Raw genomic sequence first — 14,314 nt, 5'->3', positions numbered from 1 at the left:
AGTCGGCGATTATACCACCACAATTCTTATTTGATTCGATAAATAACACTGTAAAGGAGCGGAACATAGATCAGATTCAGGAGTGTTGCCCATGCCAATCCAAATCCCAGCGATATCGCCATCGGTTGTAAAATTTGTGCTTGACCGCTGGCAAAAAAGATCAAGCTCGAAAGTCCAAGAACCGTCGTAATCGACGTCATCAATATCGGTCGAAGACGCGTTTTGGCAAGCTCAATAAGTTCACCTTTATCCCGTGCTCTTTGGATAAATTGCACCATCAGCAATCCGTCATTCACGACTACTCCTACTAGTCCTACGGTTCCGATGAGTCCCGGCATCGTCATATTCAGCCCCATAATCCAATGTCCCGCATATACCCCTAAAAGGGAGAGAGGAATAACACTCAAAACAATCAATGACTTCACAAATGAGTCAAATAGCCATACTAATGCGATAAAAATAAGTACTATCGCCATCATTGCGGCTTGAGACATCTCCCGTTTGGTTTTCGCATTCTCCTGCTCTTCCCCTTTAACATTGACCTTATACCCCTCGCTTTTTAACGCTTCAATACTCGGTGCCAATAACATCATGACGTCACTAGAGGTTACTATATCTTTATCGATCGAAGCAAATACGCTACGTATCCGTTTCCCGTCCTCTTTGTTGAGGGTAACATAGCCTCTTGTGTAGATAAAATCACACACCTCTTTAAGAGCGACTTGTTCGGTTCCGACCATAATAGGAAAATTTTCCAGCGAGGATAGGGCATCTTTCTCTTTCCCTTCAATGCGGATGCGGATCAGTCCGTTTTCATTAAACATTTTAGAATATTCCGCTTTGAGATAATACGAACGTAACTGTACATTTAAAGCCCCCTCGTCCAAACCGAGCTGTTTTCCGTAACCGTTAACCCGCAGTTTTACTTCCCGCTCCCCCGCATCTGCATTATCTCCGATACTATGAACCCCTTGTATTGTTTTTAGTTTGGTTTCAAGCTTCCAAATCCCCGCTACTAGCTCAGCCTCATTTTTCCCTGCCAACGTAATTTCAACATCATGGGCAATGACCCCTGTCCCCGGAATCGTCGTAATAAGCTCATCAAAAAGAGGTTTATCCCCAATTTTCTGGATGACATAAGGATGAATAATTTTAGAAACTTCATCTCCGATAAGATCAGCGTCACGCCCTCGGCTCATCCCGGAATCGTCGTATTCAAGACTAAGATAGGGGTTAATATAACGGTCGAAAAAATTGACCGGAGCACGTTCATGCAGATCGATAAAAATATGGAAAAGATTATCTCCGAGTTCAGCCTTGTTTTTTGAATCGAGCCGCATCCCTATCACCGAGGTCACTGAAGCAACCTCTTCTTTAGGAAGTTTAGCAATAAGATCTTTTTCAATAGAGGCTACCATCGCTTCAGTTGCTTCAAGATCGTTATTAATATCGACTTTTCCGGTCACATACACTTGCGTAACGTCAAATTTTGGAAAAAGCTGAAATTTTGTATATTTTACAAACAAAATTTCAGCTATAACAATCACCATAACAATGAGAGCTAACGTTAGTTTAGGACGAATAAATACAAGTTTTAATCCACTTGCAAACCAATTATATGCCTTGTCCCAGATCATGTGAGAGAGGTGATCTTCTTTCCTAACCCGTAAAAAATCGTGCGCGTGAAGCGGAAGAAAATAAAAGGCTTCAAATAATGAACTAAACAGCAATATTGAAATCATAATAGGGAGAATTTTAATAAATGTTCCCATCTCGCCGCTCATCATCAGCAGCGGTAAAAAGGCAAAAATAGTAGTCATCGTTGCCGCCGTTACGGCAGGAAACATCTCCATTGCCCCTTTGATTGTCGCTTCCCGCCGACTCAGCCCCGATTCCATATGACGATAGATATTTTCACCGACAACAATCGCTTCATCGACTAACATCCCTGTTGCAATCAAAGCCCCTAAAAGCGAAAGCATATTAAGACTGTAACCGATCATTTGCGTCGCGATGAGCCCGATCATAAAGCTTACGGGTATCCCCATCACAACGACTAAAGCAATTCCACGATTTACAAAGATAAGCATGGCAAAAAAGACTAACACTAAACCAAAAACAATGTTCGAAAAAACGGTATTCAGACGGTTTTTGATCCATACTGAGGTATCGGTATAAATCTCAAACTCCAAATGAGGATATTTTTCATCATAATGGGCTAACTTTTCACGAATCTGTTTCACAATTTCGATGGCGTTACCACTTTTGGCTTTAGTGATATTAAGCGAAATATTGCGCATTCCGTTGAAATGCGATAGTTCTGAGCCATCACTCAACTCAAAACTGATCGTAGCAATATCACCTAATCGCACTTGAGCGTTCCCGACACTGATCAAAGTGTCACGAATCGCTTCAGGCTCTTTTTCACCGTTATAAGTACTGATATAAAGGTGATTTTTTGCCTCTTTGATGGTTCCGATCGGAAAAATAGAGCTCAAATTGCTCAAAGCGGCAACGACACCGCTTTGACTTAAACCGTACGCTTCGATCTTTTGCTCATCCAAACGAATGACTAATTCATCATCAGCATCTCCGCGAACGGTAATTTCACTCAAATCCTTAAGTTCTGAGAGATCACTTTTAAGCTCTTCGGCACGTGCCAATAACTCCTCGGTTTTAACATCTCCGGCAATAGCGATCAAAACCAAAGGAATCGTCTCTTCTTGGATTTTTGCCGTCGGTTCATTCATGTCGGCGGGAAGATCCCGCTTGGTAAGGGCAATAATGTCTTTAACATCGTTAAGCACTTTATTGTTATTGGAACCGGGTTTAATATCTGCGATAATACTAAAGACACCGTTTTTGATCGTAGAAGTCACCGTGTCGAGTTCATTTACATTTTTGAGATCGTCTTCGAGCGACTGCACGACCATTTTATCCAGAACATCCGCACTCGTACCGGCATAGGCTCCGTTTATCGTGATCTTATCCATTTGCATCGGCGGAAATATCTCTTTGGAGATATTAATGTAGGCGAAAATAGAGACTAACGCGATGAAAAATAAAAAAAGATGATTCAATAAAGGTTTATCGAGAGCAAACTCGAGGAAGCGGCGTAGCATAATGGTTACTCCTAGAAAAGGGTATCTAACACCTGACTTTTGTATTTCATGGACTCGACTTTTGCTTTAATGAGCCGGTTCTCTTCTTGCAGGGCATCATGTTCATGACTGAGGGTAGAAATATCACGGCTTTTAAAATAAATTTGGGTGTTGATAAATATTTTTGGAAATACGATCATCAAAACCAAAAAAATTCCGACAAAGACATTCCGCAGAAAAATTGGCCCCATCGAATCATCAGGGCTGATAATATGCTGTGTCTCTTCTAAGATATCGAGTTTATCGCTCATAGTGTATCAATCTCTTCGTATTTCAAAAATTCGTAATTTTGCACTTCGGCTCCGGGAGTTGGCGCGAAGCTCATCGTCCTGAGCACTCAACGGTTTTTTCGTAATCACTTTGCCGATAGCATTTTTATTGCCGCAGGTACAACGCATCGCATCATCGGGACAGATACAGTTTTTTCCCCATTTGGTAAAACGGTTTTTTACAATCCGATCTTCGAGGGAGTGGAACGTAATAATTGCAACACGAAGAGACTTGATCGTTGATGTTTCTATCGCATCAAGCAACCGGGTCAATTCGCCTAACTCATCGTTTACTTCGATCCGAATCGCCTGCATCACGAGCGTCGAGGGATGGATCTTTTTTCCCTTCGGCATCAAATGAAAAATTGCGTTCGAGAGCTCTTTTGCCGAAGCAAACGGACGGCGCTGAACAATCGTCTCCGCCACTTTCCGAGCATTGCTCACTTCGCCGTATTCACGCAAAATGGTCTCTAATGCGCTCTGTGAATACTCATTGACAACCTCTGAAGCACTTAAAAGCGCATCCGGATTCATCCGCATATCAAGTGTATCACTCTCGTATGAAAATCCCCGTTCGCGCTGATCCAGTTGCAGTGATGAAACCCCTATATCGGCTAAAATCCCGCAAATCTTTTCCCCTTTTTCGGTAATAAGATCGGAGGCAACCTCTGAAAAACGTCCACGTCGTATGGCTACACGGTTCCCGTAAGATTCAAGACGTTTCGAAGAGAAAGCAATGGCGGTAGGATCTTGATCTATTCCGATCAATACTAACGAAGGATTATTCTCCAACAACAGCGAGGTGTGCCCACCGTATCCCATAGTGCAATCGATAACAATACCCTCTTTACATGGCGCGAAAGCTTCAACCACTTCACGATAAAGGACAGGGATATGGGGTATTTCTTGCACACGGCAACCTTTGCTTTTTTGTACCATTATAATAACTAATACTCACTAACATATTGATTAAAAGTATGTTAAAATCCTTTTTATGGATAAACAATACGTCAAACATCAGCTTGCCACTTTCGCTCTTTCAATGTTTCGAAAAGATTTTTTCGGCATTTATCACGGCTCTTTATCGGCTAAACTTGATACCAATCTCTTCACAATCAATACGAAAAGTGCTATTTTTGACTCCATCCGCGAAGAGAGTCTCATCGATCTGTTTTACAATAAAGACTATCGCTGGAAAGATGCCAGCATCGATGCATCAATCCATCAGGGAATTTATCGCCAAATCTCCGATGCAAAATACATTACGTTTACAATGCCCCCGTTTACAACCGCTTTTTCACTCAACCACTCGATAATTATCCCAAAAGATTATTTCGGATTTAAAGAATTCGGCAAAATCACCATTTACGATCCCAAAAAGTTTGATGACTGGTATGAGCGGGCAGTGAGTGAAATTCCGCAATACTTTCAACAAAACAATACCGCAATCATGGTAATCCGAGGGTATGGGGTTTATGCATTTAGCCGCGATATCCACTCGATGGTACGACAACTCTCTATTTTGGAGCGGAGCTGCCGCATTTTAATGCTCGATCATTCTCAGGCTCGATTAGATATCGATTGATTCTATCGCCTTTTCAATTGCGCTAAATACCGTTTTCAGCTCATCAGACGTAATCACGTACGGAGTCATTACATAGATAACACTCCCTAACGGTCGTATCAACACCCCGTTTTTCATACAATGTTGATGGATTTTTAACCCTATACGTTCGGACGGCTCAAACCCCTCCAGCTCAATCGCCGCGATCATCCCGCACTGGCGTACCTCTTTGACTTTCAAAAACTTCTCAAACCGTTTTAATTCTTGCGCTATCAGATCCATCGTAACACGGTTATTTTTAATAACATCATCCGATTCAAAAATATCCAAAGTAGCATTGGCAGCGGCACAGGCAAGCGCATTACCCGTATAACTGTGTGAGTGTAAAAAGGAACGTGCCGGATTGTAGTCGCAATAAAATGACCCGTATACCGCCTCAGTCGTTAAAACAACCGACAGAGGCAAATATCCCCCGGTCAGCCCTTTTGAGAGGATTAAAAAATCGGGTGTTATATCTGCTTGCTCACATGCAAACATACTCCCCGTCCGACCAAAACCGACCAAAATTTCATCGGCAATAAAATGGACTCCGTAATGTTCACACAACCGTTTCGTCTCACTCAAAAAGATCGGATGATACATCTTCATCCCACCCGCTCCCTGCACTAACGGTTCAACGATCAATGCCGCTATCTCGTGACCTCGTTTTTGGAGTAACCTCTCGAACGATTTGGCTGCATCCAAAGCCGCTTCAATACTCTGATTTTTAGGTGACGGCGTTTGTAGCGATTGAATGAGCAGCGGCTCGTAGGTCTCCTTATAAAGTGCCACGTCTCCAACCGAAAGTGCCCCTAAGGTCTCTCCGTGATAGCTCTCAGAAAGAGAGACGAATAAACCCCTCTCCTGAGCTTTATTTTTATGGGAATGATAGGACATTTTCAGGGCTACTTCTATCGCGCTGGAACCGTTATCGGCATAAAAACAACGCGTTAGCCCCTCAGGAGAGAGTTTTACCAACCGTTCTGATAATCGGACAATTCCCTCATGGGTAAATCCTGCCAAAATAACATGTTCGAGTGTTGAGAGCTGTTCTATTACTTTTGCATTGATGTAAGGGTTACAATGACCGAACAGATTAACCCACCAACTGCTAATCGCATCAATCGTACGATTTCCCTCAAAATCTTCCAAATAGACACCGTCCCCTTTAGCTATCGGGACAATCGGAATCGTCTCATGATCTTTCATCTGAGTACACGGATGCCATAAAACGTTTAGATCTCGCGACGATATTTCTCTATTATTCATAAAAAACCTCTAAATTTACATTATTTTCTGATAACATCTGTTAGTTGCGTATTATTTTCATCGAAGTTTAATGCTAATGTGAATAGAATATCTGAATTTTACAATAGGATCGTTTAATATGATTACTTGGATGCAACGCCACCGCAAATACTTGGTCGTTACGATTTGGATCTCCACGATCGCTTTTATCGGTGCGGGATTCGTCGGATGGGGACAATATAGCTATGGTGACAAAGCCGGTTCCGTCGCTAAAGTTGGCGAAATTTCGATTACCTCTGCCGAACTGCAACAAAGTTATTCTAATCTTTTTAACCAATACAATCAACTTTTCCAAGGAAAGCTTGATGAAAAACAGGCACAGCAATTTGGACTTCAACGTCAAGCGCTCCGCCAATTGGTAAATCAAGCATTAATTCTCAATCTTGCCAAAAGCTATGGACTCATCATCTCCGATAAAGAGCTTTTGACAATTATCAAATCTCAACCTGCCTTTGCGAAAGAGGGAAATTTTGATAAAACACTTTATGCTGAGGTATTAAAACAAAATCATTTAACGATCAAAGAGTATGAAGAGTCGATGAGAAAAGAGCTTTTAATCCAAAAAACGCTTTATCTTTTGGCTTCAGGAAATAAAGCGATTGAAGAGAAAGCGATCATGGGCGCATTGGGTGTATCCGATAAAATTAGCTATAAAGTTCTCACTCCCGCTATGATCTCTTTAGTTCCAAATGAAGCAGAGCTCAAAACACTCTGGGAAAAACGCTCCGGTGAATTTAAAACTTCTCCGAGTTACGATATCAGTTATGTAACGCAGACACCGATTAGCGTATCACCTACGGCTAATGAAATTAACGATTATTATGAGATGAACCGCCAAATGCTCAAAGATGCTACCGGCAAAATTCTGACACTCAGCGAAGCACAAACAACTATTATTACAGCCTTAAATGATAAAGCAACGGAGAAAGAAGCACTTCGTCTTTATATCGATTATAAAAAAGGTGCGCTTCAATCAGGGGTTGTACCGAAGAAAACAACGATCACTATTTCATCATCAACCTTTTCCCCTGAACTTACCAAAGAGATCATGAGTCTGAATGATCAAAAACCGTTCCTCAAGCCGCGTAAAATCGGAAATGATTACATCATCGTAAAACTCGAAAAATCAAATCCTGAACGTGTCAAAACGTATGAAGAAGCAAAAACAGATGTTATTGCACTCTATACGGCGGAAGCGAAAAAAACCAAACTTCAAGAGTTAGCCCAAAACAGCTATAAAACATTCAGCGGCACATCTTCTGATTTCCTTACCCGTAATGACGGTGCTAAAATAGCAGGTTTGAGTACGCCTGAAGGGTCAGAATTTTTAACAAAATTATTTGCTTCCAAACAAAAACAAGGTTTTATTACTTTGGAGAGCGGAAATGTTATTATTTATAACGTTTTGGAACAAAAGTTGCTTCAAGATAAAACATTAGCGGATGGAAATGCCGTACTTAAGCTCAAAGGGAGTTTGTTGGATCAAGGGCTAATTAAAGCGCTTGAGAGCAAATACCCAGTTGAAATCTATGTAGAGGGGATTTGATTTGAAACGAACCGTTTTAGCCATTGATATCGGCTCAACTAAAGTTTGTGCGCTCATCGCGGAAATCGATGATGATAATAATGCACAAATAATCGGAGCCGGTATCTCAAAAGCACAAGGGCTTCGAAAAGGGAGTATCACCAACATTGAGCTTGCATCCAAATCCATTAAAAGCGCCCTCAATGATGCCAAACGAGTAGCGGGAACTGAACTTCGCAGTGCAATCGTCACTATTTCGGGTGCCTACACGAAAAGCCTCAATTCCAGCGGTATCGTCAATATCCCAAATAAAGAGATTACTCTCAATGAAATTCAACGTGTTATGCATACCTCCCTCTACAATGCAAACATCCCCAATGAATTTGAAGTCTTACATGCCCTCCCGTACAACTTTAAAGTAGACGATCAAGACTTTATTGAAGATCCTCTCGGAATGAATGCGGCGCGTTTGGAAGTTGAAACCCATATTATCACAACTCAAAAGTCAAATCTAAACAACTTACGCAAAGCGGTCAAAGCCGCCGGTGTCGATGTCGAGAGTGTTGTACTCAGCGGTTATGCCTCGGCTATCGCCGTTCTAAACTCTGATGAAAAAGAACTAGGTGCCGCCGTTGTCGATATGGGTGGGAATACTAGTAATATCGTAATTCACTCGGGTCATGCTATCCGATATAACGACTTTTTAGGTGTCGGTTCCAATCATATTACCAATGACCTCTCTATGGCATTGCATACCCCTTTGCATACGGCAGACAGTGTCAAAATCAGTTACGGTTCACTCTATGCGCCGAGTAATGATTTGATTGAACTGCCTGTCATCGGTGATGAAACCTCAAGTCATGAAGTTTCACTCGAAGTAGTCCACAACGTTATTTATGCTCGTGTCGAAGAGACGTTAATGATTATTGCCCAGTCGATTGAAAAAAGCGGCCTTAAAGAGCATATGGGAGCCGGAGTTGTTCTCACCGGTGGATTTACCAAAATCGAAGGGTTGCGTGAACTCGCCGTTGCGATACTCGATAACATGCCGGTACGTCTCGCAAAACCTACCGATGTCGGCGGTCTTTTTGATACCCTTCGAGATCCTTCGTATTCGGGAGCTGTCGGATTGATAAAATATATGGCGGACGGCTATACCCCATATGAAATAGACGTTAATCGTCGTATGCGTCATGCCAGCGAAGAGGCGACCGCAACACATACCGGAGCGTTTCCGGATGAAGCGCCGAAATTTGAGCCTATTACACCAACCTCCCCTATTCCTACACCGACGGCACCAACTCCGCCGGTCAAGGAAGAGAAACATACGGAAGCTGCAAAGATGGTCAATATCGGCTCCAATAAGTCAGGTCAAAACGATCAACCCAACCCTATTTCCAAGTTTTGGAATTGGGCAACTCAACTATTTTAATCACGTCAAGGAGCAAGCATGGAACCATTTTCAATTGAAGAATCAACAACACTCACCGGAGCACGTATCGTAGCAGTCGGAGTCGGCGGCGGCGGCGGTAACATGATCGGGTATATGCTTAAAGAGCAAATTCCGGGAATTGAACTGATCATCGCCAATACCGATGCTCAAGTTTTAGAACAAGGTTCAGCCGCGACTAAAATCCAACTCGGTGCAAAACTTACCAAAGGTTTGGGTGCAGGGATGAAACCCGAAGTCGGTAAAGAATCGGCACTAGAGAGCTATGAAGATTTAGCACGAGTCCTTGCGGGTGCGGATATCGTTTTCGTAGCAGCAGGTCTTGGCGGCGGAACCGGTACGGGTGCTGCACCGATCATCGCTAAATGTGCCAAAGATGTCGGGGCATTGACCATCGCCGTTGTTACAAAACCTTTCTCGTTCGAAGGCAAAAAACGTCTCAAGTTGGCTGAAGACGGTCTTCAAGAGTTGAAAAACGAATCCGATTGTATCGTCGTTATCCCGAACGACAAGCTCCTCTCTATCATCGATCCGAAACTCGGTATCAAAGAGAGCTTTAAAATTGTTGACAGCGTACTTGCTCGCGCCGTTAGCGGAACATCGGGTGTTATCCTTGCCAGCGGCGACAACGACATCAATCTTGACTTTGCCGACTTGCAAACCGTTATGAGCCACCGTGGTTTGGCACTTATGGGTGTGGGCGAATACAAAGGTGAAAATGCGGCCTACGAAGCGATCAAAAATGCTATCGAGTCTCCGTTACTTGACAATATGTCCGTTAACGGCGCACTCGGTGTATTGGTTCACTTCAGTATGCACCCTGAGTTTCCGTTTATGGAACTCTCTGCGGCAATGGACGTTGTTCATAACAGCGTTGATGAATCGGCTGATGTTATCTTCGGTACGACTACCGATGAATCATTGGCAAAAGATTTCATCCGTATTACCCTCGTAGCAACCGGATTCGAGAAAAAAGCGGCCATGGGAATCAATAACTGTGAATTTGAAAACAAAGAAGCGGCTACTGCAGCGGCTACTGTTGCAAAACCGCGCGTTGTTATCCGCCCGGCTATGGTTGCTAACGGTGACTATACCGAAGACTTCCTAGACGTACCGACGTTTATGCGTCAACAAAGAGACTAGTCTCTCTTTCCATGCTCTCATTTGACACGCTCATAAAGGCCAAAACGCTCCTTGGTCTGAGCGACAAAGCTACCCTCTCTGACATCAAAACCCGCTATAAAAATATGATGCAACAATGGCACCCTGACAAACACCCTGATGATACCGATACGGCTCACGCGATGAGTACCCAGATCAATGAAGCGTATGCTGTTTTACTCGATTATTGTTCCAAATATGAATTTAATTTTGATGAAGAGCATCTGAGGGAGAAGACCCTTACTCCGCAGGAGTGGTGGACGAAGAAGTTTGGGGGGCGTTAATGAAACGCAATCGGCCCTTCAGCGCGCGCATGGATGAATTGTTGAACGACAGCATTGGTTGAATTGCGAAACGACTCTTTATCTCCCGATTCAACAATTACACCATCAAAGAGCATCGCATAATTATCCCCTGCTTTAAAACTCTCGGCGATATCATGACTGATGAGAATAGAGGTCATACCGATCTCTTCACGAAGCCGGCAGATCATTTGGGTGATAAAATCGCTCGTTACGGGATCAAGCCCCGAAGTCGGCTCATCGTATAAAATAACTTCCGGCTCCAATGCGAGAGTACGCGCTAGCCCTACCCGCTTACGCATCCCGCCGCTGAGTTCTTCAGGGTAGAGAGATTTTACGATTGAGGGATCAAGCCCTACCATCGTGAGCTTTTCATCGATTTTATATTCCAGCTCTTTTAGAGAAAGATTTTGATGCTCACGCATCGGAAATGCGACGTTATCACGGATATTCATACTATCAAAAAGTGCCCCGCTTTGAAACAAGAATCCGACCTTTGTGCGGATGGAGCGCAGGGTCGTTTCATCGGCGTTATCCACCCGTATTCCATCGACGGTGATACTCCCCGCATCAGGTTTCAAAAGTCCGACGATATGTTTGATAATCGTCGATTTTCCACCGCCGGAGACACCGAAAATGACCGTTGTTTTCCCTTTTTCGATCTCCAAATTTATCCCGCGCAGAATCTCGCGCTTACCAAAACTTTTAGTGACATTCTCAAAGCGTATCATTTTTTCACTACCATTAAATAAGCTCGTCGGGTAAATAGAATCAATAGCATTATGAGAAGAATTTTAAAATCGATCTCGCTTGCTTTGTGCAATGCTTCAAATGATTCATCGATTGCCGCTTCTCCGCGCGCTTGATATTCCAAAATCTTAGGAGTATAAACAGCACTAAATAAAAGGAGTGTTCCGATCGAACCTAATGCACTTAGAATAGCTATTTTGTCTATTTGCATCACTTTATAGCGAGAAACTTCATAGAGGGCAATAACCCCTGCCATAAAATAGCCCCAATAACTAAAGCGATGAAAGATTTCTCCCATAATTTTTCCCTCTTCATAACGGGATAAAAGAGGCAGTGTCAGATAGATTTCAGAGTGGAAGACAACGGCGGCAACAAACACGCCTAGAACTAAAACAGCCCCTGCACTCATTGCAATCAATAATAAATAGATAACATCTACTAAAGCTTTTTTATTCATGAACAGCCTTTAATACAAATCCTCGATCAAACGAGGCGTAATCGGTATAAAAATCCAAAGATTGTAGCGCAAAATTTTTAAGATACTCTTGCACTTTTTCACGTTGATCATAACCCATCTCACACACAAAGGTCGGAATACGGCGCAAATAGACTTCATCCAATAAGCGCTGAATAATCTCATCACCGATTTCCCCTCCAAAAAGGGCATTTTGCGGCTCATAGGAGAGATTTTTTTCTAATGGCGCCTCGTGAGCGATATAGGGAGGATTGGAGACCAATAAATCGATTTTCTCATTCACGCACGAGAGCAAATCTCCCTCCCGAAGTTCAATCCGATCGTTTAAACCGAATATCTCGATATTACGCCGAGCAACAGCCAGTGCACGCGGTGAAATATCAACGGCAATAAAACGGGCATTTGGCAAATGCAATGCAAGGAGTATCGAAATAATTCCGCTCCCTACCCCCACTTCGACAACGCTCATCGCATCATCGACCGAAACGTTCGCTAAGACTTCATCAATTAAACGTTCCGTTTCCGGACGAGGGATCAAAGCCCCCTCATTGATGTAAAATTCACGACTGTAAAAACTGACTCGGTTAGTGAGATATTCCAGCGGCACATTCGCACTTCGCTTCGTTATCCATTCCAAAAGCTTCGGATCATTTTCATCGATCAAATCGTCTTGATGGGTGATAAAATAGAGCTGATCTTTATCTAAATAGGCTATAAGAAGAAGTTCCGCCTCACGGCGGGGAGATTCGACCACATCACGCAAACACTCCGTGATATGCTCATGCAGTTCTTTTAATCTTTTGGACATGGATCGGCATATCCCTCGTGATCGTTAATACGGATATCGTATCCAAGTACGCGAAGTCGATCCACAACCGGAGGATGGGTCGTATGAAAAAAACGGTACAGTGGGTGAGAAAGAGGAAAGCTTTTATTCTCTGCCACCAATTTTTTCAATGCATTAACGAGATGTTCGGCACCGCCGAGTTCCGCTCCGCTACGATCGGCTTCATACTCGTTATGGCGGCTCATAATCCCCATCAACGGCATCATTACAAAACTTACAACCGGTAAAAGGAGGAGAAAGAGCATCATAATGATATGAGGGCTTTGCGCTACCCCTAACTCCATATACAGTGTCTCAGGAAGATTTCCGAAAAGGGCAAACATTCCAAACAGCATCACCCCTACCATCGCAATATTTTTGTACAGATCACCGTGTGCGAAATGGCCAAGTTCGTGCCCCAATACGGCGACAAGTTCACTTGGGGAAAGTTTTTGGATCAAGGTGTCAAACAATATTACCCGTTTTGACTTCCCAAGTCCTCCAAAATAGGCATTCAGCCGTGCATCACGTTTACTCGCATCGCTTATAAATACACCGCTGCTGACAAACCCCGTTTTTGCCATCAACTCTTCGATTTTTTCGCGTAACTCCTCATTTTCCAACGGTGTCACTTTGTCAAAAAAGAGGGCACGAATGGTCGGGAAGAACATATTGATAGCAATAACAACGGCCATAATAAACGCAAAGCTCCACAACCACCATAACGTACTGGAAGTTATAATCATCGAAACGATCCAAACCATAAAACTACCGATAACAAGGGTTAAAAGAGTACTGACAAGAGTATCTTTGACAAACTGCCCTGTAGATGAACGGTTAAATCCGTACTTGGCATCGATTTTGAATTTTGCAATCCATCCAAACGGCAGCATAACAAGACCATTGATGACAATAAGCCCCATCACGGCAATAATCGTTTGCGTTAGTGGAGCTTGGGAAATTAAAGCAGAGTCAAGCCATGCCATCATTCCGCCGATCCAGAGGAGAAAAAGTCCGTATTCGACAAACGTTTCCATCATCCCCAGCTTCTCTTTAGCAACAGCATAATTGGCAGCATCAAGATATTCACGCTCACCCATGAGTACGGCACCGTTGCGTTTGATCCGATTGATATAACCGATTTGCATAATACTGACATATAAACGGATAAGTATATAAAGCGAATAAACTCCAATAAGGGTCGTAATCATAAAATTCCTTGATTAAAAAACGGAAATTTTACCATTATTTAACTGGAACTTTCCCGATACTTTCACTGACGGGAAGGGTATCATCCACACTTCCGTAATACAATTTTGCCGCAACAAAAATTGAACCAATGAGTAAACCGCTGATTATAACTGCCCATACAACCCGTTTCTTTGATCCCTTAAGGGTATTATAGTCCTCGATAGAACTTAGTGTCGGTTCATTGTCTTGCATGGAAATTCTCCTTCAATTTGGTATTCGAATATAGTAACCAT

General features: G+C 42.9%; 14 protein-coding genes. 5 read left to right on the top strand and 9 right to left on the bottom strand.

All coding sequences use genetic code 11. The annotated features are described in order from the left end of the window. Nucleotides 1-26: 26 nt before the first annotated feature. From RMO68_RS08970 to rsmH, 3 genes are read right to left on the bottom strand one after another with little or no spacing between them, the layout of a single operon-like run. Nucleotides 27-3,122 (bottom strand): efflux RND transporter permease subunit, encoded by a 3,096-nt coding sequence (locus tag RMO68_RS08970; RefSeq protein WP_310440406.1) that lies wholly within the window; start codon nt 3,120-3,122, stop codon nt 27-29. Between the two features lie 11 nt (nt 3,123-3,133). Continuing rightward, nucleotides 3,134-3,412 (bottom strand): hypothetical protein, encoded by a 279-nt coding sequence (locus RMO68_RS08965; RefSeq protein ID WP_310440405.1) that lies wholly within the window; start codon nt 3,410-3,412, stop codon nt 3,134-3,136. A gap of 6 nt (nt 3,413-3,418) precedes the next feature. Then, on the bottom strand, nt 3,419-4,342 hold the full coding sequence (gene rsmH, locus RMO68_RS08960; protein ID WP_310440404.1) for a 16S rRNA (cytosine(1402)-N(4))-methyltransferase RsmH: 924 nt from the start codon (nt 4,340-4,342) through the stop codon (nt 3,419-3,421). A gap of 82 nt (nt 4,343-4,424) precedes the next feature. On the opposite strand from rsmH, the gene RMO68_RS08955 reads away from it, so the two are divergent. Continuing rightward, the gene (locus RMO68_RS08955; RefSeq protein ID WP_310440403.1) at nt 4,425-5,015 is read left to right on the top strand and encodes a class II aldolase and adducin N-terminal domain-containing protein; all 591 of its coding nucleotides are present in this window, start codon (nt 4,425-4,427) and stop codon (nt 5,013-5,015) included. Here RMO68_RS08955 and RMO68_RS08950 read toward each other — a convergent pair. Further along, the gene (locus RMO68_RS08950) at nt 5,001-6,302 is read right to left on the bottom strand and encodes an adenosylmethionine--8-amino-7-oxononanoate transaminase (RefSeq protein WP_310440402.1); all 1,302 of its coding nucleotides are present in this window, start codon (nt 6,300-6,302) and stop codon (nt 5,001-5,003) included. The two genes, RMO68_RS08955 and RMO68_RS08950, sit on opposite strands and share 15 nt — an antisense overlap. Nucleotides 6,303-6,432: 130 nt before the next feature. On the opposite strand from RMO68_RS08950, the gene RMO68_RS08945 reads away from it, so the two are divergent. From RMO68_RS08945 to RMO68_RS08930, 4 genes are read left to right on the top strand one after another with little or no spacing between them, the layout of a single operon-like run. Then, nucleotides 6,433-7,887: a SurA N-terminal domain-containing protein gene (locus RMO68_RS08945; protein ID WP_310440401.1), complete on the top strand. Its 1,455-nt coding sequence runs from the start codon at nt 6,433-6,435 to the stop codon at nt 7,885-7,887. 1 nt (nt 7,888) lies between these two features. Further along, the gene (ftsA, locus tag RMO68_RS08940; protein WP_310440400.1) at nt 7,889-9,298 is read left to right on the top strand and encodes a cell division protein FtsA; all 1,410 of its coding nucleotides are present in this window, start codon (nt 7,889-7,891) and stop codon (nt 9,296-9,298) included. 18 nt (nt 9,299-9,316) lie between these two features. Further along, nucleotides 9,317-10,459, top strand: coding sequence for a cell division protein FtsZ (gene ftsZ / locus RMO68_RS08935; protein WP_310440399.1), 1,143 nt, complete (start codon nt 9,317-9,319; stop codon nt 10,457-10,459). Between the two features lie 11 nt (nt 10,460-10,470). Then, on the top strand, nt 10,471-10,761 hold the full coding sequence (locus RMO68_RS08930) for a J domain-containing protein (protein WP_305532958.1): 291 nt from the start codon (nt 10,471-10,473) through the stop codon (nt 10,759-10,761). Here the strand turns inward: RMO68_RS08930 and RMO68_RS08925 are convergent. The 5 genes from RMO68_RS08925 to RMO68_RS08905 are packed head-to-tail and all read right to left on the bottom strand — an operon-like array spanning nt 10,758 to nt 14,273. After that, entirely contained in the window at nt 10,758-11,510 is a 753-nt protein-coding gene (locus tag RMO68_RS08925; protein ID WP_310440398.1) for an ABC transporter ATP-binding protein, read from the bottom strand. The two genes, RMO68_RS08930 and RMO68_RS08925, sit on opposite strands and share 4 nt — an antisense overlap. Beyond that, complete coding sequence (locus RMO68_RS08920; RefSeq protein WP_310440397.1) at nt 11,507-11,986, bottom strand: DUF4149 domain-containing protein; 480 nt, start codon at nt 11,984-11,986, stop codon at nt 11,507-11,509. Before RMO68_RS08920 ends, RMO68_RS08925 begins: the two co-directional genes overlap by 4 nt. Continuing rightward, the gene (gene prmC / locus RMO68_RS08915; protein WP_310440396.1) at nt 11,979-12,812 is read right to left on the bottom strand and encodes a peptide chain release factor N(5)-glutamine methyltransferase; all 834 of its coding nucleotides are present in this window, start codon (nt 12,810-12,812) and stop codon (nt 11,979-11,981) included. Before prmC ends, RMO68_RS08920 begins: the two co-directional genes overlap by 8 nt. Then, on the bottom strand, nt 12,797-14,041 hold the full coding sequence (locus tag RMO68_RS08910) for a M48 family metallopeptidase (protein ID WP_310440395.1): 1,245 nt from the start codon (nt 14,039-14,041) through the stop codon (nt 12,797-12,799). Before RMO68_RS08910 ends, prmC begins: the two co-directional genes overlap by 16 nt. A gap of 34 nt (nt 14,042-14,075) precedes the next feature. Then, entirely contained in the window at nt 14,076-14,273 is a 198-nt protein-coding gene (locus RMO68_RS08905) for a hypothetical protein (protein ID WP_310440393.1), read from the bottom strand. Between the last annotated feature and the right edge of the window lie 41 nt (nt 14,274-14,314).

The sequence above is a fragment of the Sulfuricurvum sp. genome (genome assembly GCF_031427015.1).
GTDB lineage: Bacteria > Campylobacterota > Campylobacteria > Campylobacterales > Sulfurimonadaceae > Sulfuricurvum.
The sequence above is the reverse complement of the archived record's forward strand: the minus strand, read 5'-3'. Positions and strand labels throughout refer to the sequence as shown.